Source organism: Cellulosimicrobium sp. RS (assembly GCF_046159675.1).
In the GTDB taxonomy this organism is placed as follows: domain Bacteria; phylum Actinomycetota; class Actinomycetes; order Actinomycetales; family Cellulomonadaceae; genus Cellulosimicrobium; species Cellulosimicrobium funkei.
Window position 1 is genome coordinate 47,878 of sequence record NZ_JBJXVU010000003.1, and the last position, 21,214, is coordinate 69,091.

Genomic DNA, 21,214 nt, shown 5'->3' on the forward strand with positions numbered 1-21,214 from the left:
CGCTCAGCCGACGAGCGGCTCGGCCACGCGCCGGTCCGCCCGCTCGGACGCCGTACCGGTCGGGGCGCCGGCGGCGGGGGAGAGCCGCACCGCCACGCCGGGCGCCAGGCCCAGCGTCCGCGCCTCCGCGCGGGTCACGACGACGGACACCACCTCGTCGCCCGCGGTCACCTCTGCGCGCACCTCGAACCCCACGCGCGTCGTCCGCGTGACGACGCCGGTCACGCCCGCCGCGTCCGCCGTGTCCCCGATCGCGACGCCCCGGCGCGCCGACGGGTCGAGGCCCGCCCCGCCGTCGGGCAGCACCTCGACGTGGACGTCGTGCGGTCGCACGAGGACGCCGCCGAGGCGCGTGACCGGGCCGAGGAAGCCCATGACGAAGTCGTTCGCGGGGCGGTCGTAGAGGTCGTCGGGCGTGCCGACCTGCTCGATGCGGCCCTCGTTGACGACGACGATCTCGTCCGCGACCTCGAGCGCCTCCTCCTGGTCGTGCGTGACGAACACCGTGGTCACGGGGATCTCGTCGTGCAGGCGGCGCAGCCAGTCGCGCAGCTCCTTGCGGACCTTCGCGTCGAGCGCGCCGAACGGCTCGTCGAGCAGGAGGACGCTCGGGCGGATCGCGAGCGCCCGGGCGAGCGCCATGCGCTGGCGCTGCCCGCCGGAGAGCTGCGACGGCAGCCGGTGCGCGAAGCTCTCGAGGTGCACGAGCCGCAGGAGCTCGTCGACGCGCTCGGCGATCTCGGCCTTCGGCGTGCGGCGGATCTCGAGCCCGAACGCGACGTTCCGCGCGACGCTCAGGTGCTTGAAGGCCGCGTAGTGCTGGAAGACGAAGCCCACGTTGCGGCGGCGCGCGGGCAGGTTCGTCGCGTCGCGGCCCTCGATCTCGACCTGGCCCGAGTCCGGCACCTCGAGCCCGGCGACGACGCGCAGCAGCGTGGACTTGCCGCCGCCGCTCGGGCCGAGCAGGGCCGTGAGGCGGCCGGTCGGCACGGAGACGGAGACGTCGTCGAGCGCGACGAAGTCGCCGAAGGTCTTGCGGACGTTGCGGATCTCGATGCTCATGCGTCGGCCTCCGTGGGGGCGGCGGTGCGGGTGGACCTGACGGTGCGGGGGGAGCGGCGGGCGCGGGGGCCGGCGGCGTCGTCGGAGCGCAGGAACGTCACGGCGACGATGCACGCGACGGACACCGACGCGAGGAGGAACGCGACGGCGTAGGCGGTGCCCTGCTCGAAGTCCTGGTACCGCTGCTCGACGAGCAGCGTGGACGTCTGCGTGCGGCCCTCGAAGTTGCCGGAGACGACCTTGACCGCGCCGAACTCGCCGAGGGCGCGCGCGAGGGTGAGCACGACCCCGTAGACGACGGCCCACCGGATCGCCGGCAGGGTGATGCGCCGGAACGTCTGGAGGCGGCTCGCCCCGAGGCTCGTCGCGGCGAGCTCCTCGTCGGTGCCGAGCTCCGTGAGGACCGGCACGACCTCGCGGATGACGAGCGGGAGGCACACGAACGCGGTGGCGAGGACGATGCCCGGCGGCGCGAAGATCACCTGGAGCCCGGCGTCCTCGAGGGCGCCGCCGAACCAGCCGTTCTTCCCGTACACGAGGACGAGCGAGAGCCCGACGACGATCGGGGAGACGGACAGCGGGAGGTCGAGCAGGGCGTTGAGGAGCGCCTTGCCCGGGAAGTCGTACCGGACGATGAGCATCGAGATGCCGACGCCGAACACGGTGTTGATCAGCACGACCTGCACCGCGACGGCGGCGGTGAGCTGGAGCGCGAAGACGACGGACGGGTCGGCGAGAGCCCGCTGGAACGTCTCGAGCCCGTCGGCGAACGCGCCGCGCACGACGAGCGAGACCGGCCACCCGACGAGCAGCACGAGGTAGACGACCACGACGGCGCGCAGCGTTCGGCGCACCCAGGGAGAGCTATCCACGGCGGGCCACCCTGCGCTGGAGGAGCTGGATCGTCGCGATGACGAGCAGCGAGACGAGGAGGAGCACCGACGCGACGGCCGCCGCCTGCTCGGGCTGGCCGTTCTCGAGGTAGCTGAGGATGCGCACGGAGCCCACCTCGGTGCGCATGGGCAGGTTCCCGGAGAGCAGGACGAGCGCGCCGTACTCGCTGATCGCGCGCGCGAACGACAGCGCGGCGCCCGCGGTGATCGCGGGCGCGAGGGCCGGGAGGACGACGCGGCGGAAGGTCGTGGCCCGCGTCGCGCCGAGCGACGCGGCGGCCTCCTCGACGTCCCGGTCGAGCTCGGCGAGCACGGGCTGCACGCTGCGCACCACGAAGGGCAGCGTGACGAACAGGAACGCGAGGAAGACGGCGGCGCGCGTGTTCGCGACGTCGATCCCCAGCGGCCCCGACGGCCCGTACAGCGCGAGCAGCACGAGGCCGGCGACGATCGTGGGGAGCGTGAACGGGATGTCGATGAGCACCTCGAGGAGCCGCTTGCCGGGGAACCGGTCGCGCACGAGGACCCACGCGATCAGCGTGCCCATGACGACGTTGACGGCGGTCACGGCGAGCGCCTGCGTGACCGTGAGGGTCAGCGCCGCGGCGGTCTGCGGCTGCGTCACGGCGGCGACGAAGGCCGGCCAGCCGCCGACGGACGTCTCGACGAGCACCGCGATCAGCGGGACGAGGGCGAGGGCCGAGAACCACACGAGCGCGACGCCGAGCCCGAGGCCCGAGGTCGCCGTGAGCCGGTAGGGGCCGTTGGGCGCCCGACGGCGCGTGCGGCCGGGAGGCGCGGCCGGGGCCGGGCGGCGCTCGCGCGCCGCCCGGCCCGGCCGTTCAGCGAGGGTCGCGGACACGGGTCACTGCTTCCCGGTCTCGGCCTGGATCTTGGTCACGAGGCCCTCGTCGCCGAAGAACTTGTCGTTGGTCGCGGACCAGCCGCCGAAGTCGTCGGCGATGGTGAGGAGGGTGGGGACGGCCGGGAACGGGTCGCTCGGGTCATTGGCGCCCTCCACCTCGAAGTCGACGTCGCCGGTGAGCGGGCGGAAGCCCACGTGCGCGAACGCCTCCTGGCCCTCGGGCGTGAGGACGAAGTCGAGGTAGCTCTGCGCCTTGGGGTCGGCGTCGACCGTCACTGCGGCGGGGTTCTCGATGAGGAGCGTCTGGTCGGGGACCACGTAGTCGAACGTCTCGCCGTTCTGCCGCGCGAGGATCGCCTCGTTCTCGTAGGAGAGCAGGACGTCGCCGGTGCCGGACGTGAAGGCCGTCGTCGCGTCGCGGCCGCTGCCGGGGAGGGCGACGGCGTTGGTGAAGAACTTCCGCAGGTACTCGGTCGCGTCCTCCTCCGAGCCGCCGTTCGCGATGACGCTGCCCCACCCGGCGAGGATGTTCCAGCGGGCCGAGCCCGACGAGCCGGGGTTCGGGGTGACGATCTCGACCCCGGGCTGGACGATGTCCTCCCAGCTCTGGATGTTCTTCGGGTTGCCCTCGCGGACCACGAGGACCACGACGGACTGGCTGACGATGCCCTGGTTCTCGCCCGCGTTCCAGTCCTCGGCGACGAGGCCCGCGTCGACGAGGCGCGTCACGTCGCCCTCGAGCGAGAAGTGCACGTAGTCGGCCTCCAGCCCGTCGGCGACCGCGCGGCTCTGGTCGCCGGACGCGCCGTACGACGTCTCCCAGGTCACGCCCTGGCCGTCCTCGGTCTCGCCCCACAGCTCCTGCGCCGCGTCGTTGCCCGCCTTCGGCACGGCGAAGCCGACGAGCGAGAGCGTCGTGGGCTCGACGTCGGAGCCCCCGTCGCCGCTCGCGTCGCCCCCGCCCGACCCGTCGACGGCGGTCGGCGCGCAGGCGGTGAGGACCAGGGCGGTGGCTGCCGCGGCAGCCGCGAGGGTGATCGTCGTCCGGAGGCGTCGCATGGTGTCGTCCTTCGTCGGGGTCCCGGGGAGCGGGAGCGGTGGTGGAACGGGCCCGGCGCGGCGGCCATACTTGACCCCTGCGGTCGGGTAAGTCGAGATTCAAGCGCGGCGTTCCCACGCAGCGAAACCCCCGACCGACAGGTGGGACGACGTAACGCCACCGTGAACGACGGCGGGCGGCCGTCCGCCTGGTCGTCCGCTTCCGTCCTCGCCCGCGCGCTGTGGGACACTGAGGTACGTGGCCCCCCGCGGAGATGGACTTCTCAACCACGACCTCATGCCCGGCGAGAAAGGCCCCCAGGACGCCTGCGGCGTCTTCGGTGTCTGGGCGCCCGGCGAGGAGGTCGCCAAGCTCGCCTACTTCGGGCTCTACGCGCTGCAGCACCGCGGCCAGGAGTCGGCGGGCATCGCGACGAGCAACGGCGAGCAGATCCTCGTCTACAAGGACATGGGCCTCGTCTCCCAGGTCTTCGACGAGACGGCCCTCAACGCCCTGACGGGGCACATCGCCGTCGGGCACTGCCGGTACTCGACCACGGGCGGCGTGACGTGGGAGAACGCGCAGCCGACGCTCGGCGCCACCGCGTCCGGGACCGTGGCCCTCGGGCACAACGGCAACCTCACGAACTCCGCCGAGCTCGTCAACCTCGTCGCCGAGCGCTACGGGAGCCAGCGCCGCGGCGAGCTCGCGCGCGGCAACACGACGGACACCGCGCTCGTCACCGCGCTCCTCGCGGGCGACGCCGACCACACGCTCGAGGCGACGGCGCTCGAGGTGCTCCCGCGCCTGCGCGGTGCGTTCTCGCTCGTCTTCATGGACGAGCGCACGCTGTACGCCGCGCGCGACCCGCAGGGCGTGCGCCCGCTCGTGCTCGGCCGCCTCGAGCGCGGCTGGGTCGTCGCGAGCGAGACGCCGGCTCTGGACATCGTGGGCGCGTCCTTCGTGCGCGAGGTCGAGCCCGGCGAGCTCATCGCGATCGACGCGGAGGGCCTGCGCTCGCAGCGCTTCGCGCCCATCGAGCGCGCGGGCTGCGTCTTCGAGTACGTCTACCTGGCCCGCCCGGACACGAGCATCAACGGCCGCTCGGTGCACGCGGCGCGCGTCGAGATGGGCCGCCAGCTCGCCCGCGAGCACCCCGTCGAGGCGGACCTCGTCATCCCGGTCCCCGAGTCCGGCACGCCGGCCGCGGTGGGCTACGCCGCCGAGTCGGGCATCCCGTTCGGCCAGGGGCTCACGAAGAACGCCTACGTGGGCCGCACGTTCATCCAGCCGTCGGACACGCTGCGCCAGCTCGGCATCCGGCTCAAGCTCAACCCGCTGCGCGACGTGATCCGCGGCAAGCGGCTCGTCGTCGTCGACGACTCGATCGTGCGCGGCAACACGCAGCGCGCGCTCGTGCGGATGCTGCGCGAGGCCGGCGCGGCGGAGGTGCACGTGCGCATCAGCTCGCCGCCCGTGAAGTGGCCGTGCTTCTACGGCATCGACTTCGCGTCGCGCGCCGAGCTCATCGCGAACGGCCTCTCGCCGCACGAGATCGGCCAGTCGCTCGGCGCCGACAGCCTCGGCTACATCTCGACCGAGGGCATGATCTCGGCGACCGAGCAGCCGTCGTCCCAGCTCTGCACGGCGTGCTTCACGGGCAAGTACCCCATCGAGCTGCCGCCGGACGACCAGCTCGGCAAGCACCTCCTCGAGCAGGCCGAGCTCCCGCTCGGGGCGCCCGAGGACGGGCTGCGCAGCCTCTCTGTGACCGCCGGCGGCGCCGGCGCCCTCCAGCACCCCTGACCCGCACCCTACGCACCACCGGCGCGCGCGCCGCGAGACACCTTTGGAGCCGACACCATGACTGCCGACTCGCCCCGCACGAGCCTCACCTACGCCGCCGCGGGGGTCGACACCGAGGCCGGTGACAAGGCCGTCGAGCTCATGAAGGACGCCGTGCGCCGCACCCACGGGCCGCAGGTCCTCGGCGGCGTCGGCGGGTTCGCCGGGCTCTACGACTTCTCCGAGGTCGCGACGTACCGCCGTCCGCTGCTCGCGACGTCGACCGACGGCGTCGGCACCAAGGTCGCGATCGCCCAGGCGCTCGACGTGCACGACACGATCGGCTTCGACCTCGTCGGCATGGTCGTCGACGACATCGTGGTGGTGGGCGCCAAGCCGCTGTTCATGACCGACTACATCGCGTGCGGCAAGGTCGTGCCCGAGCGCATCGCGGGCATCGTGCGGGGCATCGCCGCGGCCTGCGAGGTCGCCGGCACCGCGCTCGTCGGCGGCGAGACGGCGGAGCACCCGGGCCTGCTCGGCGAGGACGAGTACGACGTCGCGGGCGCGGCCACGGGCGTCGTCGAGTCGGACGCGCTGCTCGGCCCGGAGCGGGTGCGCGAGGGCGACGTGCTCGTCGCCATGGCGTCGTCGGGCCTCCACTCGAACGGTTACTCGCTCGTGCGCGCCGTGCTCAAGCACGCGGGCTGGGGCCTCGAGCGGCACGTGGACGAGCTCGGCCGCACCGTCGGCGAGGAGCTGCTCACCCCGACGCGCGTCTACGCGAGCGACTGCCTCGCCCTGGCCGCCGACGACGCCGCCCAGGTCCACGCGTTCACGCACGTCACGGGCGGCGGCCTGGCCGCGAACCTCGCGCGCGTCCTCCCGGCAGGGCTCGTCGGGGTCGTCGACCGGGGGAGCTGGGACGTGCCGCCCGTCTTCCGCCTCGTGCGCGAGCTGGGCGGGGTGCCGCGCGGCGACCTCGAGAACACCCTCAACCTCGGTGTCGGGATGGTCGCGGTCGTGGGCGCGGACGGCGTCGACGCCGCCCTGGCGCGGTGCGCCGCGCTCGGCGTGCCCGCGTGGGTGCTCGGCACGGTCGAGGCCTTCGACCCGGACACGGCCCGCGACCTCGCCGACGGCGACCTGGTCGCCGGCACCAAGGGCGTCCAGGCGGGCGCGGTGCGCCTCGTCGGGGACTACCGCTCCTGATCACCGCCCGGTCGGGTCGGCGCGCGGATCGCGGCGTCGGCCCGACCAGGGCTGCTCTCCCGCGGGCGCGACGGGTCGATCCGTCAAGGACGTCGCGGTGGGACGCCCCGGCGTGGACGTCGCGGTGATGGTGGCCCGTCGTGGACGTCTCGGTGGGGCGATCCGTCGTGGACGCACGACGACGGCGCCACCGCCTGCGGGCAGGCGACGGCGCCGTCGAAGTCAGGTGCGTCCGTGCGAGACGGCGGAGGGGGTGTCGCGGACGACCGTCAGCGGTCGTCGGACCAGTCGTTGTAGCGCTGGTCGTAGCGCTCGAGGTCGTCCGGCTCGGCGCCGAAGCGCGAGTCCGTCACGACATCCGTACGGCTGTGACCCGTGAGCTCCTGCTCGAGCGCACTGTAGTTCGTCTCGGGGCTGTAGTACTTCAGCGCGCGAGCGACCTTGGTCTGCTTTGCCTTCTGACGGCCGCGGCCCATGGCTCCGACCCCCTCAACGTAGAAGCGGGGCGGCAACGTACTCAGACGTGCGGCCCCGGGGTGTAGTTTCGTCTGTTCAGGGTCCAACGGTACATGCTCAGGGCCTATTCCATCCACTCAGAGACCCTGGTCGAGCCGTGGACGTGCCTACCGTCACACAGTCTCCACGGCGCGGCCTCGCCCGGACCGGGTCCGGCGGCGCGGAGGGCCCCTGCGGACCACCTGCGGCAACGCTCTCGTATGCCGCAGGAGCGCCTATCCGGCCGATCCGACCATAGAGCGCCTAATTCACCCGTCCGTCAAGTCGCCCGAAATCCGCATGCTGCGACAATGGAAGGTACTGGCGTCGTGCTGTCGTCGTGATCCGGGGTATCTGCCGGACCAGCGCGTACCAGGAGGAGGTGTCGTGATGTCCATGCACGGGGAGTCCGAGGTTCTGCTCACGCCCGCCGAGGTCGCCAGCCTTTTCCGCGTCGACCCCAAGACCGTCACCCGCTGGGCGAAGGCGGGCAAGCTGTCGTCCATCCGCACCCTCGGTGGCCACCGGCGCTACCGCGAGTCCGAGGTCCGGGCCCTGCTCGGCGCCGCGAGCGAGCCCGCGGACGGTACAGACAAGTCCTGACCCGGGGTCGCGCCCCGCCCACGGCCCACGGCACGCCGACGTGGCGGCGCGTACCCGAACGGGCGCCGGCTCGACGCGCGCCCTCGGTCGGCCACGGCGGCGCCGGCCTTGCCACCCAGCTCTGCGCGCGTGCGACGCTCCCGCACGCCGGACGTCCCGCGTCCCGAACCCTCCCCGCGTGCCGGAGATCCCGCACGTCGCCGAACCCTCCCGCACGCCGGAACGCCGCCGACCCCGCGTCCGGTGGAGCACCGGCGCGGGGTCGACGGCGTTCGTCGACGGGGTCGCTACGAGCGGCGGCGGAGGATCGCCGCGGCCACCAGCGCGACGCCGACCACGGCGGCGCCCAGCAGCAGCTTGACGTTGCGGGACCGGTCCGGGTCCTCCTCGGGCAGCCCGTTGCCGGAGAGGAACGCCCCGGTGTCGCTCGCGGCCTGCTTCGCCTGCTGCGCGGCGGCCTTGGCCTGGACGCGCGGGTCGAGCCGCGTCGTGAGCTCGTCGATCGTCCCCGCGAGCTCCTTGCGGGTGCGCGCGATCTCGTCCTCGAGCTGGGACGGGGAGAGCTGGGGGTCGGGGGTCTCGCCGGTTCCGCTCACGGGCGCAGTCCTTCCTTGATGGTCGCGACGTCTTCCTTGATGCTCTCGACCGCACCGGTCGGCGTCGGCGGCACGCCCCGCTGGAGCTGCTTGACGCCGACGAACGCGAGCGTACCGGCGACCAGCACGAGGACGCCGCCGACGATCAGCGCCGCGAGCCACAGCGGCATGGCGGTCGCGAGGCCCTCCATGGCGGAGTGCAGCAGGAAGCCCAGGCCGTACAGCACGAGCACGCCGCCGACGACGAGCAGGCCGATGCCGATGCCGGCGTGCTTCGCCTTCGTCGTCAGCTCGGCCTTCGCGAGGGCGATCTCCGAGCGGACGAGCCGGGTCGCCTGCTCGGACAAGCGCTCCACGAGCTGTCCGACCGTCGGCTTCTGCTCCTCGGGCGGGATGCGCCCGTCGATCCAGTCGCTCATCTCTCAGCCTTTCCGCAGGTGATCCCCCACCACTCAACCGGCACCGGGGTCGGCGCGCAACTTCCCCGGGGGTGCGCGCGGTGCCCGGGGGCGAGGAGGGTCGCGCGAGGGACACCGCGCGGGCCCGGGACGCAGAAGACCCCCGTCCGGAATCCCGGGCGGGGGTCTCTCGGTGGCTCCGACCGGCGTCGATCCGGTGACCTTTCGATTTTCAGTCGAACGCTCTACCAACTGAGCTACAGAGCCATGGGGGAAGAGCCCGGCCGGCCGATGCCGACCGGGCTCTTCGCCTCACGCGACCCTGACGGGACTTGAACCCGCGACCTCCGCCGTGACAGGGCGGCGCGCTAACCAACTGCGCTACAGGGCCTTGCTGTTCTTCGCGAGACACACCTTAGCACCAGGGAACCCGGTGATTTTCACCAGCGATCCTGGTGGTGTGGTGGCCCGCATTCGAACCGAGAGGATCGTACCGTACCGGTGAGCCGATCCGTAAATCCGCCGGTGACCACCGGTCCCGACGCGATCTCGCGTACCCCCAACGGGATTCGAACCCGTGCTACCGCCGTGAAAGGGCGGGGTCCTAGGCCGCTAGACGATGGGGGCTCAGGAACGTCGTCCAGTGTACAGCGGCGCCGCCGGGGGCTCCTCGTCGGATGCGCCGCCCGCGCGGGGGAGGATGGGCGGGTGGTGGAGATGACGCGGGCCGACTTCGAGGACGCCGTGCGCGACGGGCTGGACCTCGTCCCCGAGGAGCTGGCGGCGCAGATGGACAACGTCGTGGTGCTCGTCGAGGACGACGCGCCCGACGACGACCCCGAGCTGCTCGGGCTCTACGAGGGGGTCCCGCTCACGGAGCGCGACCACATGTGGGCGGCGGGCGCGCTGCCCGACCGCATCACGATCTTCCGGAACCCGACGCTCGCCATCTGCGAGACGCGCGAGGACGTGGTCGAGGAGGTGGCGGTGACCGTCGTCCACGAGATCGCGCACCACTTCGGCATCGACGACGACCGGCTGGACGAGCTCGGCTGGGGCTGAGCCCGGGCGGTCCGGGCCGGCCGATCGCTACGATCGGCGGGTGACGACGAGCGCCGCGAGCGACCCCCGGCACGACGGCGCGCACGACCACGAGGCGGTCGCGCGCCTGCTCCACGCGCTCGCCGAGCCGCGCCGCCTCGCGATCGTGCACCTGCTCACGGGCTCGGAGCGCCGGGTCGTCGACCTCACGCGCGAGCTCGGGCTGGCGCAGTCGACCGTCTCGGAGCACCTCACCACGCTGCGCGAGGTGGGGGTCGTCGCGGTGCGGCGGGAGGGCCGGTCGTCCTGGTACCGCCTCGTGCGCCCGGAGGTCGCGCACCTCCTCGCCGACGCGGAGCACGTCGCCCTCGCCCCCTGACCCCTGCGCGTGACGCGTGTCACGGCGCACCCCGCCTAGAAAACATCGGTGTTCATCGATATCATCGGTACACACCGATGAATGGAGGAGCGATGGGAGCGGGTCACGACCACGGCGCAGGTGGCCTCGACGCGCCCGACCACCGCAGGCGGCTCGCCGTCGCGTTCGGCATCACCGCGACGATCCTCGCGGCCCAGGCCGTCGGCGCGGTGCTCACGGGGAGCCTGGCGCTCCTCACGGACACGGCGCACATGCTCACCGACGCGATCGGGCTGGCCGTCGCGCTGGTCGCGGCGTCGCTCGCGCTGCGCCCGGCGACCAAGCACCGCACGTGGGGCTTCCGTCGTGTCGAGGTGCTCGCGGCCCTCGCGCAGGCGGCGCTGCTCCTGGCCGTCGGCGCGTACGCCGCCGTCGAGGGCGTCCGGCGCCTGCTCGAGCCGCCCGAGGTGCCCTCCTCCGAGCTCCTCGTGTTCGGGATCGTCGGCCTCGTGGGGAACCTCGTCGCCATCGCGGTCCTGGCGTCCGGGCGGCGCGCGAACCTCAACCTGCGGGCCGCGTTCCTCGAGGTGGTCAACGACGCGCTGGGCTCCGTCGGGGTCATCGTGGCCGCCGTCGTGATCGCCACGACGGGCTACCAGCGGGCCGACGCGATCGCCGGCCTGCTCATCGCCGTCCTCATCGTGCCGCGCGCGTTCCGCCTCCTGCGCGAGGCGACGGCCGTCCTCATGGAGTTCACGCCCGAGGGCCTGGACCTCGACGACGTCCGGCGGCACATCCTCTCGCTCGACCACGTCGAGGACGTCCACGACCTGCACGCCTCCACGGTCGCGACGGGGCTCCCGACCATCTCGGCGCACGTCGTCGTGGACGACGCGTGCTTCCGCGACGGGCACGCGCTGGAGATCGTCGAGCGCGTGCGCACGTGCGTCGCCCACCACTTCCCGGTCTCCGTCGAGCACTCGACCTTCCAGCTCGAGACGGCGGCCCTGCGCGACCGCGAGGCGCACGGCCACGCCTGAGGGCGCCGTCGGGCCTCCCCGCGGCGCGCGACCGGACGCCCTGGGGACGACCCGTCGCCGCGCGGGGCGCGCGCACTAGGGTGGTGCCATGACGATCCTCGTGACCGGCGGAGCCGGGTACATCGGCGCGCACGTGGTGCGCCTCCTGCAGGAGCGCGGCGAGAAGGTGGTCGTGGTCGACGACCTGAGCACGGGCCGCGCGGACCGGGTGGGTGACGCGGTGCTCGTCGAGGTCGACGTCGCGTCGCCCGAGGCCGTGGACGTGCTCACGCGCGCCATGACCGAGCACGACGTGCGCGCGGTCGTCCACTTCGCGGCGCGCAAGCAGGTGGGGGAGTCGGTCGAGAAGCCGGCCTGGTACTACCAGCAGAACGTCGGGGGCTTCACGAACCTCGTCACCGCGATGCAGGCGGCCGGCGTCGACCGCCTCGTCTTCTCGTCGTCGGCGGCGACGTACGGCATGCCGTCGGTGTCCCTGGTCGAGGAGAAGCTGCACGCCGAGCCGATCAACCCCTACGGCGAGACGAAGCTGGTCGGGGAGTGGCTCGGTCGGGCCGCGAGCCGCGCGTGGGGGCTGCGGTTCGTCGCCCTGCGCTACTTCAACGTCGCCGGTGCGGGCTGGCCGGACCTGGGCGACCCCGCGGTGCTCAACCTCGTGCCCATGGTCCTCGACCGCCTCGAGCGCGGCGAGCGGCCCAAGATCTTCGGGGACGACTACCCGACGCCGGACGGCACGTGCATCCGGGACTACATCCACGTCCTCGACCTCGCGCAGGCCCACCTCGCCGCGCTCGAGTACCTCGACGTGGACGAGCGTCCGTTCGACGTCTTCAACGTCGGCACGGGCGAGGGCTCCTCGGTGCGCGAGGTGATCGACGAGATCGGGCGCGTCAGCGGGCTCGACGTCACGCCGGAGGTCCTGCCGCGCCGCGCGGGCGACCCGCCGCAGCTCGTCGGGAACCCCCGCCGCATCAACGAGCTCTTCGGCTGGCGCGCCACGAACGGCCTGCCGGAGATCATCGCGTCGGCGTGGGAGGCCTGGCAGTCCGGGCCCCGCCGCATCGACACGACGCGCGAGGCCGCCTCCGAGGTGTGAAATCCGGCGTCCCGTGCGATCCTACATCCCTCAGCATGCTGAGGATTGACCGGGGAGGTGCCCCGGCGACGGAAGGCGGGACGACGACGTGGGCGACGAGAGCGACCCGGCACGGCTGTACGACCTGACCGCCGCACGCACGAGCCGGGTCGTGCTGGCGGCGTACTCGACCTCGTTCGGGCTGGGCGCACGCCTGCTCGACACGCCGACCCGCGACGGGATCGACGCGGTGTACGGGCTCGTGCGGATCGCCGACGAGGTCGTGGACACGCGCCGCGGCGACGGCGCGGCAGACCTCCTCGACGAGCTCGAGGCGGAGACGGCGCGGGCGCTCGACCGGGGCTGGTCGACGAACCTCGTCGTCCACTCGTTCGCCCGTGCCGCGCGCCGCTGCGGCTTCGGGCACGACGAGGTCGACCCGTTCTTCGCCTCGATGCGCACCGACCTCACGGTGCGCGTGCACGACCGCGAGAGCTACGAGCGGTACGTGTACGGCTCGGCGGAGGTCGTCGGCCTCATGTGCCTCGCGGTGTTCCTCAACGCGCGGCGCCGCCCGGGAGAGCCGCTGCGCGTCCCGGACCCGGTGCTGGTCCGCGGCGCCCGCGCGCTCGGCGCGGCGTTCCAGAAGATCAACTTCCTGCGCGACCTGCGCACCGACCACGACGAGCTCGGGCGCGCCTACCTGCCCGGCGTCGTCCCCGGCCGACTGCGCCGCCGGGACGTCGAGGCGTTCTGCCGCGAGGTGGAGGGCGACCTCGCCGCCGCCCGCGCCGCGCTCCCCGGGCTCCCGGTGCGCCCGCGCATCGCCGTGGCCGCGACCGTCGCCGTCTACGAGCGGCTCCTGGCGCGGCTCGCCGCGACGCCGCCGGAGGACATCCTGCGTGCGCGCGTGCGCATCCCGGACACGATGAAGGTCGCGCTCGCGGCGCGCGCCGCCGGCGGCCAGCTCCTCGGCCAGGTGGCGTCCGCCCGGTCCCCGCGCCCGCGGAAGGTGCTCGCGTGAGGGCTCCGCGCGTCGTCGTCGTCGGAGGGGGGATCGCCGGGCTCGCCACCGCCGCCCTGCTCGCGCGCGGCGGCGCCCGCGTCACCCTGCTCGAGCGGCACGACGAGGTGGGCGGTCGCGCGGGCACGCTCGAGGTGGACGGCTTCCGCTTCGACACCGGCCCGTCCTGGTACTTCATGCCCGAGGTGTTCGAGCACTTCTTCGGGCTGCTCGGCGCGCGCGTCGAGGACCACCTCGACCTCGTCCCGCTCGACCCGGCGTACCGGGTGTTCTTCGAGCCGGGCGCGGACGGCGCGGCGTCGACGTTCGAGCTGTCCGGCAACCCCGGGGTCAACCGGTCGCGGCTCGACGCGATCGAGCCGGGTGCCGGGGGCCGGGTCGCCGCGTACGCCGAGGACGCGAGCGAGGCGTACGGGCTCGCGCTCGACCACTTCCTCTACACGACGTTCGAGCGCCCCGACCGGGCGCTCTCGCCCGCGGTGCTGCGCCGGCTGCCGCGCCTGGCCGGGCTCCTGCGCGAGTCGCTCGCCGACCGGGCCGCGCGCGCCGTGGACGACCCGCGGCTCCAGCAGCTCCTCGGGTACCACGCCGTGTTCCTCGGGTCGTCCCCCTACCGCGCGCCCGCGCTCTACTCGCTCATGAGCCACCTCGACCTCGTCGACGGCGTCCAGTACCCCCGCGGGGGCATGTACACGCTCATCGAGGCCGTCGAGCGGCTCGCGCGCGACGCGGGCGCCGAGGTGCGCACCGGCGCCGACGTCGCCGGGATCGAGGTCGTGCCCGGCGGCGGTCGCCGCGGCCGGGTCGCCGGGGTGCGCCTCGCGTCGGGCGAGCTCGTCGAGGCGGACGTCGTCGTGTCGGCCGCCGACCGGCACCACACGGAGACGGCGCTCCTCGATCCGCGCTGGGCCGACCTCCCCGCCGCGGCGTGGGAGGACAAGGGCCCCGGCATCTCGGCGCTGCTCGTGCTCGCGGGCGTCCGCGGCGAGCTGCCCGAGCTCGCGCACCACTCGCTGTTCTTCACGAAGGACTGGCCCGCCAACTTCGACGCGGTGCTCGGCCCGGACCGTCGCAGCGACCCCCGCGGCCTGCGCGTGCCGGAGCCGGCCTCGCTGTACGTGTCGCGCACGAGCGCGACCGACGGGCCGACGTCGGCCGCCCCCGCGGCGCCGCCCGGCCACGAGAACCTGTTCCTCCTCGTGCCGTTCCCCGCCGACCCGACGCTCGGCGGCGACGAGCCGTCGCAGCGCACGCTCGAAGGGCTGGCCGACCGCTACCTCGCCCAGGTGGGACGCTGGGCGGGCGTCGAGGACCTCCCGGGGCGCGTCGTCACGCGACGCGTGCTCGGCCCGGCGCACTTCGCGACCGAGCTCTCGGCGTGGCGCGGCGGCGCGCTCGGCATGGAGCACACCCTGCGGCAGTCCGCGCTGTGGCGCCCGGGCAACGCGTCCCGCCGTGTCGACGGGCTCTACCACGCCGGAGGTGGCACGATCCCGGGCGTGGGACTGCCGATGTGCCTGATCAGCGCCGAGCTCGTCGCCAAGCGGCTGCTCGGCGAGACGTCCGCGCGCCCGCTGCCCGAGCCGCTGCGCGAGGGCTTCCTCGCCGCGAGCCGCCGGCCCGAACGGCTCCGGCCGGCGGACCGGCCGGTGGCGGTCCGCCGGTGACGGGCCTCGCCTACCTCGGTGCGCTCGCGGTCTCGCTCGGCGGCCTGGCCGTGCTCGACCGCCGGTTCCGGCTCGCGTTCTGGTCCGACCCGCGGCGGGCCGCGCTCACGGTCGGGCTCGGCGTCGTCGGGTTCCTCGCGTGGGACGTCGCGGGACTCGCGCTCGGGATCTTCGCGCGCGGGGAGAGCCCCTGGATGACCGGGCTGCTGCTCGCGCCCGACCTCCCCGTCGAGGAGGCGGTGTTCCTGACGCTCCTGTGCTACAACGCGCTGCTCGTCTGGCGGGGCGCCGAGCGCGTGCTCGCGGCCCGGCGCGCCGGGGAGGACGACGCGTGACGAACATCGTGCTCAACGTCATCGTCCTCGCGGTGCTCGTCGCGGTGTCGTGGCGCGTGCTGCGCCGGCTGCGACCCGGGCCGCTCGTGTGGACGGCCGTCGTGATGTGCGTGCTCACCCTCGTGTTCGACACGCTGATGATCGCGGCCGACCTGTACGTCTACCACCCGGACAAGATCCTCGGCGTCTACCTGTGGGGGGCGCCGCTCGAGGACTTCGCGTACGCGCTCGCCGCCGCGCTCGGGATGCCGGTGCTGTGGACGGTGCTCGGCGCCCGCGGTCGCGACCGCACCGCCGGTCGCGACCGCACCGCCGAGCGCGGGTCCGGGCGCGCGCGTGCCACGGAGGACGACCGGTGAAGGACGTCCTCGCCGCGTCGCGGCCCTTCTCCTGGATCAACACCGCGTACCCCTTCGCCGCGGGGTACCTCGTGGCGACCGGCGGGCGCGTCGACCTCGCGCTCGTCGTCGGGACGCTGTACTTCCTCGTGCCGTACAACCTGCTCATGTACGGCGTGAACGACGTCTTCGACTACGCGAGCGACCTGCGGAACCCGCGCAAGGGCGGCATCGAGGGCGCGTTGGCGGACCCGGCGACCGCGCGCGTCACGCACCGGCGCATCCTGCGCGCGTGCGTCGCGACCAACGTGCCGTTCCTCGTCGCGCTCCTGCTCCTCGGCGACCCGCTCGCGGGCGCGGTCCTCGCGCTCGTGGTGTTCGGCGTCGTCGCCTACTCGGCGCCCCGGCTGCGGTTCAAGGAGCGCCCGTTCCTCGACTCGTTCACCTCCGCCATGCACTTCGCCGGGCCGCTGCTGTACGCGCTCGTGCTCGTCGACGCGGACCTCTCCGCGCGGTCCGTCTGGCCCGTGCTCGTCGGCTTCGTGCTCTGGGGCATGGCCTCGCACGCGTTCGGTGCGGTGCAGGACGTGCGCGCGGACCGCGAGGGCGGCATCGCGTCCGTCGCGACGGCGATCGGCGCGCACGCGACCGTGCTCGCCGCGGCGGCGGCGTACGTCGGGGCGGCCGTCGTGCTCGCGGTGCTCCCGTGGCCCGGCGTCCTCGCCGCGCTGCTCCCGCTGCCGTACGCCGTCAACGTGCTGCGGTTCCGCGACGTGCGCGACGACGACTGCGAGCGCGCCAACGCCGGGTGGCGGGCGTTCCTGTGGCTCAACCTCGTCACCGGGTTCCTCGTGACGATGCTGCTCCTCGCGGACGCCCTCACCTGACGCGCCCGGCGTCGCCGGGCACGGACGACGAAGGCCCCGGTCCCGCGAGGTCGTCGCGGTGCCGGGGCCGTCGTCGTGGGGGAGCGGCTCGTCAGGAGATGTCGCCGTACTCCCAGTGCCAGGGCTCGTTCTTCGAGCCGCCGGCGCGGGCCCACTCGGGGTTCTCCCACCCGTAGGCCGGCGCGTTGGCGCGCATCCACTCGTACTGCGCGGTGCCGTAGCTCTGGATGCCGCCGCCGAGGTCGAGCGCGAGCGCCCAGCCGTGGTTCGACATGCCGGGCGGCGCCGCGAAGTAGCCGCGGGACGCCTTCACGGCGACCTGGGACGCGTACGAGCGGTACGAGTCCGTCACGGACAGGTTCGCGCCGAACGCCTCGCGGTACTTCTCGTTGAGGGCCTCGATCTGGTGGGCGGCGTCGCAGCGGAGCTGCTCGCCGGGCGCGAACGACAGCTCGCACAGCGCGCTCGCCGGGATCTGCCCGTTGCCGTAGCCCGCGGTGGACGTGGCCCACTGGTCGAGCTGGGCGGCGACCTCCTCGGCCGACGGCGGTCCGGGCACGACCTGGACGGTCACGCCCGAGCCGGCGGCGTCGAGCAGGGTCGTGAGCTCCGCGGTCAGCGCGGCGATCTCCTCCGTGCCGGCGGGAGCCGCCGGGTCCGCCGGTGCCTCGGCGTCTGCGGCCGGGGCACCGGCGTTCGCGTTCCCCGTACCGGTGGTGAGGTCGGGCGCGTCGGTCGCGGTGTCCGCGGCCGCCGCGTCCTCCTCGGGCGACTCGGTCGCCGCGTCAGCGCCGGCCGACGGCGCGGCGGCGTCCGTCCCGGGCGGGGCGTCGTCGGGCGCCGTGGCCAGGCCCGGCGTCGCGGTGCCGAGCGTCGGGACCGCGGCCTCGAGCTCGTCGAGCGGCGTGCGGGCCGAGGACCGGCTCGCACGGTCGTCGGCGCGGCCGTCGAGCGCGGGCACGCTCGCGCCGAGCGTCTCGGCGGCGGTGAGCGTGTCGTCGGTCGCGGGCTCCTCGGTGGCCTCGGCGGTCGCCGTGGCGCCGTCGTCCGGGCTCGCGAGCCCGGACCCCGCGGGGGAGCCGAGGAGCGTGGTGGCATCCTCGGACGGGGACGCCTCGGACACGGCCTCGCTGAGCCGCGTGCGCGCGTCCTCGATCTGGGCGACCTGCTCGGGCGTGAGCGCCGCGGCGCCCTCCCCGGTGAGGAACTGGGCCCGGACGAGCACGTCGCCCGCGGCGTCGACGGTCGCCGGGTCGGCGGTCGCCGGGGCGGCGACCGTCCCGAGGGACACGGGGGCGACCGCGGCGCCCGACGTCGGCGTGCCGGCGGGCGCCGCCTCGGTCGCGTCGGTCGTGGCGGACGGCGCCGCGCCGTCGGCGAAGGCCGCCGCGGCGGTGCTCGCGGTGAGCGCGACGGCCGCGACGGCGGCGCCGGTCCCGAGCGTGCGGCGGCGCCGGGGCGCGGCAGAGCCGGTCCCGTGCGTGCCACGGCGGGCGGCGGAGACGAGGGCGGCGGGGAACGAGGCCCGGCGCGCGGTGTGGCGGCCCATCTAGCGCGCCTCGCCGCGGACGGCGGGGTACGCGCCGGTGGTGCCGGTCGGGGTGGACGTGAGGTGCTGTGCAGTGGTCAAGCGGACGATCCGATCATCGGGTCGTGGTCGCGGGCGGTCGAGCGCGGCGCGCTCCGGTCCCTGGGCACCTGCGCAGGGGAGCGCGGGGTGACCACGACGGCGTGCGGTCGGGCGGGACGCGAGCGCGCCCTCTCACCACGACGCCGACAGGCACGGTCTCGGGGTGGACCGCGGAGGCCTGTCGGCTGTTCCATCTTCAACTAGACGGACGTCCAGAGGGGTGGGCTCACGAGGGGAACCCCCGGGAATGGCGTGGGGACCGTGTGCTCAGGACGTGAAGAGGGTACGTGTCACGCGTCCTGCGTCGCGCGTGACCGCCGAGCCGACGAGCGTCCCGAGCGCGATCCCGAACACGGCGACGACCGCGTTCGCGATCTCCTGCGCGGCCTCCGGGCCCCCGTTCACGAGGTCGGAGAGACCCAGGAGGCTCAGGGCGCCGGGCACGAGGAGCCAGAACGCGGGCAGCGTCGTGACGGCCGCCGGCGGCCCGTGCCGCGAGCGCTCGACGAGCGCGGCGAGCGGGGCGATGACGAGCGCCCCGAAGAACCCGGCGAGGGGCGCCGCGGCGAGCGACCCCAGGAGCTGGGCCGCGTAGGCGCCCAGCAGCACGAGCAGGACCCAGGGGAGCGAACCGCGCGGCGACGACGCGAAGAGCATCTGCCCCAGCCCGACGGCGAGGATCCCCACCCACGGCGCCCACCACCCGAGGTGGTCGCCCTGCGGCGCCGCGACGAGCGGGCCCCCGACGGCGGCGCCGGCGACGACGCCGAACACGAGGAGCAGGAGCTGCGCGACGCCGTAGACGAGCCGGCTCGCCCCCGCGACGATCTGGTTGCTCGTCAGCTCGATCGCCGCGACGGTGAGCACCGACCCGGGCAGGAACGACACGAGCGGCGGGACGAGCACGCTCAGCGGGTCGTCGCCCAGCCACGGGTGCACCACCTCCACGGCGAGGAGCGTGACGACGAACGCCGCGACGACAGGCAGGGCGGTCGCGAGCGTGGGCCACCGCGTGCCGAGCCAGCGCAGCGCTCCGACGAGCAGCCCGAGGGCGAGGTAGACGGGCAGGAGCGGGCCCGTCGGGTTGAGCACGAGCCCGAAACCGACGGTGAGCAGCCCGTGCCCGACGACGGTGAGCGCGGCCCCGAACCGGGGCGGGCGGGCGACGATCGCGCGCAGCTGCGCCCGCGCGTCGGCGAGCGGGACGTCCGACGTGCGCAGGCGGCGCACGAGCGTCATGAGCGCCCCGATCTGGTCGAGGTTGAGACCGCTCGCCTCCGCGGCCGAGAAGTCCGCGACCGCGCCGCTCTCGGTGCTCACCCGGACGAACACGCCCGTCGGCAGGACGAGGGTGCCGGTCGAGGCGCCCGACCGCCGGGCGACCGCCTCGAGGTCGTCCTCGACGTCGGTGACCGAGCGGCCGGAGTCGAGGAGCGCCGTCCCGAGCTCGCGCAGGAGGGGCACGAGGTCGGGCGAGACCTCGGGCGGTTCGGGCTCGACGGCGAGGGGCGGCTCGTCGCCCAGCGCGCGCAGCACCCGGCGCACGACGCCCGGGGCGCGCCGGACGTCGTCGAGCCAGGTCGCGTGCCGGCGGCGCGTCAGGGCGGGCCCTCCGTGCTCACAGCGACGAGCGCGAGCAGGGCGTCCGCGTAGGCGTCGGCCGCGTCGGCGGCGCGGTGCTCGGCCGCCTCGCCGAGGACCTCGGTGCGCACGACGTACCCGTCGGGGGTCCGTTCGAGCGTGCGGAACGTGCCGCCGAGCAGCTCGCGCAGCTGGCCCTCCAGCGGGTGCCACAGCGCGTCCTCGAGCGCGACGGAGTCGAGCGCCCACTCCGTCGTGCCGTTGAAGCCGAGCACGACGCCGGTGTCGAACTCGTGCGGCTCGATGGTCATGTCGCTCACGGTGAAGACGTCGCCGTCGGCGCCGGTGGTGAGGAGGCGGAAGCGGTCGCCCGAGGCGGGGGACCACCGCACGCCCGCGTCGCGCAGGGCGAGCGCGAGCTCCCACGAGATCATGCCTGCCACGGTAGGCCCGGCCCGGCCGCCGCGCGCGTCGGCTCGCGTCCCGACCCGCGGGACGATCCGTCCCGCGCCCGCGCGCGTTCACGACCCGGAAACACCCGCCGCGTTCACTCGTCCCATGACCCACGACGTCCCCGGGGACGCGCGGCGGACCGGCGGCGACCCCGCCCGCGCCCTGCCCCCGAGCCCGCCCGCCCGACCCCGCTCCGGCCCGGCCCGCACCGGCGCCGGTCCCGTGACCGTCGCGATCGAGCGCCGCGTCCGGCCCGAGAACGTCCCAGCCGTCACGCGCTGGGTGCAGGACGGGGTCAACCTCGCCAACCGCTACCCGGGCTTCCTCGGCTCCGGCTGGGTGCGCGCCTCGGCCGGGTCGCACGACTGGCACATGCTCTACCGGTTCGCGGACGCTGCGACGCTCGACGCCTGGGAGACCTCGCCCGACCGGGTGGGCTGGCTCGCGCGAGGCCGGGACCTCGTCGAGGAGACGCGGGTCGAGCGCCGCACGGGCATCGAGGGCTGGTTCGACGACCCGACGCCGGGCGCGTCGTCGGGCGCATCGTCGGGCGCGGCGGTCGCCGCGGCGCCGCCCCGCTGGAAGCAGTCCGTGAGCATCTGGCTCGGGTTCTTCCCCGTGAACCTCGCGTTCACCCTGCTCGTCGGGAGCCTGGTCCCCGCGTGGGACGCGGTGCCGGTCGTCCCGCGCGTGCTCGCCACGACGCTCGTCCTCACGCCCGTGATGACCTACCTCGTGCTGCCGCGCGTGACGCAGGTGCTCGCCCCGTGGCTGGCCCGCCCCCCGCGGTCCCGGGCGCCCCGCGTCCGTCGCGCGGCCCGGAGGTGACGGTCTCGC

At 74.5% G+C, this 21,214-nt stretch carries 23 protein-coding genes and 3 tRNA genes; 13 read left to right on the forward strand and 13 right to left on the reverse strand.

Annotation, left to right across the window (positions count from 1 at the left end):
- Window positions 1-3: 3 nt before the first annotated feature.
- From ACI769_RS05795 to ACI769_RS05810, 4 genes are read right to left on the reverse strand one after another with little or no spacing between them, the layout of a single operon-like run.
- Complete coding sequence (locus ACI769_RS05795; RefSeq protein ID WP_409141321.1) at window positions 4-1,062, reverse strand: sulfate/molybdate ABC transporter ATP-binding protein; 1,059 nt, start codon at window positions 1,060-1,062, stop codon at window positions 4-6.
- Window positions 1,059-1,934, reverse strand: a complete 876-nt coding sequence (locus ACI769_RS05800) for a sulfate ABC transporter permease (protein WP_409141322.1) — start codon at window positions 1,932-1,934, stop codon at window positions 1,059-1,061. Before ACI769_RS05800 ends, ACI769_RS05795 begins: the two co-directional genes overlap by 4 nt.
- Window positions 1,927-2,817: a sulfate ABC transporter permease subunit CysT gene (cysT, locus tag ACI769_RS05805; RefSeq protein WP_409141323.1), complete on the reverse strand. Its 891-nt coding sequence runs from the start codon at window positions 2,815-2,817 to the stop codon at window positions 1,927-1,929. The genes ACI769_RS05800 and cysT overlap by 8 nt, the downstream gene beginning before the upstream one ends.
- A 3-nt stretch (window positions 2,818-2,820) precedes the next feature.
- Window positions 2,821-3,879 carry a sulfate ABC transporter substrate-binding protein gene (locus tag ACI769_RS05810; RefSeq protein WP_114552785.1) on the reverse strand — a complete coding sequence of 353 codons (1,059 nt, stop codon included), beginning with the start codon at window positions 3,877-3,879 and terminating at the stop codon, window positions 2,821-2,823.
- Window positions 3,880-4,117: 238 nt separating this feature from the next.
- On the opposite strand from ACI769_RS05810, the gene purF reads away from it, so the two are divergent.
- Both purF and purM read left to right on the forward strand, forming a co-directional pair.
- Window positions 4,118-5,665, forward strand: coding sequence for an amidophosphoribosyltransferase (gene purF / locus ACI769_RS05815; protein ID WP_031315107.1), 1,548 nt, complete (start codon window positions 4,118-4,120; stop codon window positions 5,663-5,665).
- Window positions 5,666-5,722: 57 nt separating this feature from the next.
- Window positions 5,723-6,856, forward strand: a complete 1,134-nt coding sequence (gene purM / locus ACI769_RS05820) for a phosphoribosylformylglycinamidine cyclo-ligase (RefSeq protein ID WP_409141324.1) — start codon at window positions 5,723-5,725, stop codon at window positions 6,854-6,856.
- Between the two features lie 269 nt (window positions 6,857-7,125).
- Here purM and ACI769_RS05825 read toward each other — a convergent pair whose 3' ends face one another.
- Window positions 7,126-7,332 (reverse strand): DUF3073 domain-containing protein, encoded by a 207-nt coding sequence (locus ACI769_RS05825; RefSeq protein WP_021482112.1) that lies wholly within the window; start codon window positions 7,330-7,332, stop codon window positions 7,126-7,128.
- Between the two features lie 409 nt (window positions 7,333-7,741).
- On the opposite strand from ACI769_RS05825, the gene ACI769_RS05830 reads away from it, so the two are divergent.
- The gene (locus tag ACI769_RS05830; RefSeq protein WP_021482113.1) at window positions 7,742-7,954 is read left to right on the forward strand and encodes a BldC family transcriptional regulator; all 213 of its coding nucleotides are present in this window, start codon (window positions 7,742-7,744) and stop codon (window positions 7,952-7,954) included.
- Between the two features lie 287 nt (window positions 7,955-8,241).
- Here the strand turns inward: ACI769_RS05830 and ACI769_RS05835 are convergent, their stop codons facing one another.
- The 5 genes from ACI769_RS05835 to ACI769_RS05855 form a co-directional block, all read right to left on the reverse strand.
- Window positions 8,242-8,550, reverse strand: coding sequence for a DUF3618 domain-containing protein (locus tag ACI769_RS05835; RefSeq protein WP_021481598.1), 309 nt, complete (start codon window positions 8,548-8,550; stop codon window positions 8,242-8,244).
- Entirely contained in the window at window positions 8,547-8,969 is a 423-nt protein-coding gene (locus ACI769_RS05840) for a phage holin family protein (protein ID WP_021481597.1), read from the reverse strand. The genes ACI769_RS05835 and ACI769_RS05840 overlap by 4 nt, the downstream gene beginning before the upstream one ends.
- A 173-nt stretch (window positions 8,970-9,142) precedes the next feature.
- A tRNA-Phe gene (locus ACI769_RS05845) sits at window positions 9,143-9,215 on the reverse strand.
- A 50-nt stretch (window positions 9,216-9,265) separates the two neighbouring features.
- Window positions 9,266-9,339: transfer RNA gene (locus tag ACI769_RS05850), tRNA-Asp, on the reverse strand.
- A gap of 163 nt (window positions 9,340-9,502) precedes the next feature.
- A tRNA-Glu gene (locus ACI769_RS05855) sits at window positions 9,503-9,575 on the reverse strand.
- Between the two features lie 90 nt (window positions 9,576-9,665).
- Here ACI769_RS05855 and ACI769_RS05860 point away from each other — a divergent pair.
- The 9 genes from ACI769_RS05860 (at window position 9,666) to ACI769_RS05900 (ending at window position 16,713) form a co-directional block, all read left to right on the forward strand.
- Entirely contained in the window at window positions 9,666-10,010 is a 345-nt protein-coding gene (locus tag ACI769_RS05860) for a metallopeptidase family protein (RefSeq protein WP_409141424.1), read from the forward strand.
- A 40-nt stretch (window positions 10,011-10,050) separates the two neighbouring features.
- On the forward strand, window positions 10,051-10,368 hold the full coding sequence (locus ACI769_RS05865; RefSeq protein WP_021481595.1) for a metalloregulator ArsR/SmtB family transcription factor: 318 nt from the start codon (window positions 10,051-10,053) through the stop codon (window positions 10,366-10,368).
- Between the two features lie 92 nt (window positions 10,369-10,460).
- Complete coding sequence (locus tag ACI769_RS05870; protein WP_034653465.1) at window positions 10,461-11,387, forward strand: cation diffusion facilitator family transporter; 927 nt, start codon at window positions 10,461-10,463, stop codon at window positions 11,385-11,387.
- Window positions 11,388-11,475: 88 nt separating this feature from the next.
- Window positions 11,476-12,483: a UDP-glucose 4-epimerase GalE gene (galE, locus tag ACI769_RS05875; RefSeq protein WP_085386577.1), complete on the forward strand. Its 1,008-nt coding sequence runs from the start codon at window positions 11,476-11,478 to the stop codon at window positions 12,481-12,483.
- A gap of 88 nt (window positions 12,484-12,571) precedes the next feature.
- The gene (locus tag ACI769_RS05880) at window positions 12,572-13,486 is read left to right on the forward strand and encodes a squalene/phytoene synthase family protein (RefSeq protein ID WP_085386576.1); all 915 of its coding nucleotides are present in this window, start codon (window positions 12,572-12,574) and stop codon (window positions 13,484-13,486) included.
- On the forward strand, window positions 13,483-15,153 hold the full coding sequence (crtI, locus tag ACI769_RS05885) for a phytoene desaturase family protein (RefSeq protein WP_144681908.1): 1,671 nt from the start codon (window positions 13,483-13,485) through the stop codon (window positions 15,151-15,153). Before ACI769_RS05880 ends, crtI begins: the two co-directional genes overlap by 4 nt.
- Window positions 15,150-15,488, forward strand: a complete 339-nt coding sequence (locus tag ACI769_RS05890) for a lycopene cyclase domain-containing protein (RefSeq protein ID WP_031317163.1) — start codon at window positions 15,150-15,152, stop codon at window positions 15,486-15,488. The genes crtI and ACI769_RS05890 overlap by 4 nt, the downstream gene beginning before the upstream one ends.
- On the forward strand, window positions 15,485-15,847 hold the full coding sequence (locus ACI769_RS05895) for a lycopene cyclase domain-containing protein (protein ID WP_081895887.1): 363 nt from the start codon (window positions 15,485-15,487) through the stop codon (window positions 15,845-15,847). Before ACI769_RS05890 ends, ACI769_RS05895 begins: the two co-directional genes overlap by 4 nt.
- Window positions 15,844-16,713 (forward strand): prenyltransferase, encoded by an 870-nt coding sequence (locus ACI769_RS05900; protein WP_086149195.1) that lies wholly within the window; start codon window positions 15,844-15,846, stop codon window positions 16,711-16,713. The genes ACI769_RS05895 and ACI769_RS05900 overlap by 4 nt, the downstream gene beginning before the upstream one ends.
- Before the next feature lie 91 nt (window positions 16,714-16,804).
- On the opposite strand, the gene ACI769_RS05905 is transcribed toward ACI769_RS05900, so the two are convergent.
- From ACI769_RS05905 to ACI769_RS05915, 3 genes are all read right to left on the reverse strand, one after another.
- Window positions 16,805-18,262 carry a D-alanyl-D-alanine carboxypeptidase family protein gene (locus tag ACI769_RS05905; protein WP_085386573.1) on the reverse strand — a complete coding sequence of 486 codons (1,458 nt, stop codon included), beginning with the start codon at window positions 18,260-18,262 and terminating at the stop codon, window positions 16,805-16,807.
- A gap of 348 nt (window positions 18,263-18,610) precedes the next feature.
- A complete protein-coding gene (locus ACI769_RS05910) occupies window positions 18,611-19,879 on the reverse strand; it encodes a threonine/serine exporter ThrE family protein (protein ID WP_409141325.1) in 1,269 nt (422 codons plus the stop codon).
- A gap of 62 nt (window positions 19,880-19,941) precedes the next feature.
- Window positions 19,942-20,358, reverse strand: a complete 417-nt coding sequence (locus tag ACI769_RS05915) for a hypothetical protein (protein WP_085386571.1) — start codon at window positions 20,356-20,358, stop codon at window positions 19,942-19,944.
- Between the two features lie 124 nt (window positions 20,359-20,482).
- Here ACI769_RS05915 and ACI769_RS05920 point away from each other — a divergent pair, with 124 nt between their 5' ends.
- The gene (locus ACI769_RS05920; protein ID WP_085386570.1) at window positions 20,483-21,205 is read left to right on the forward strand and encodes an antibiotic biosynthesis monooxygenase; all 723 of its coding nucleotides are present in this window, start codon (window positions 20,483-20,485) and stop codon (window positions 21,203-21,205) included.
- Window positions 21,206-21,214: the final 9 nt, after the last annotated feature.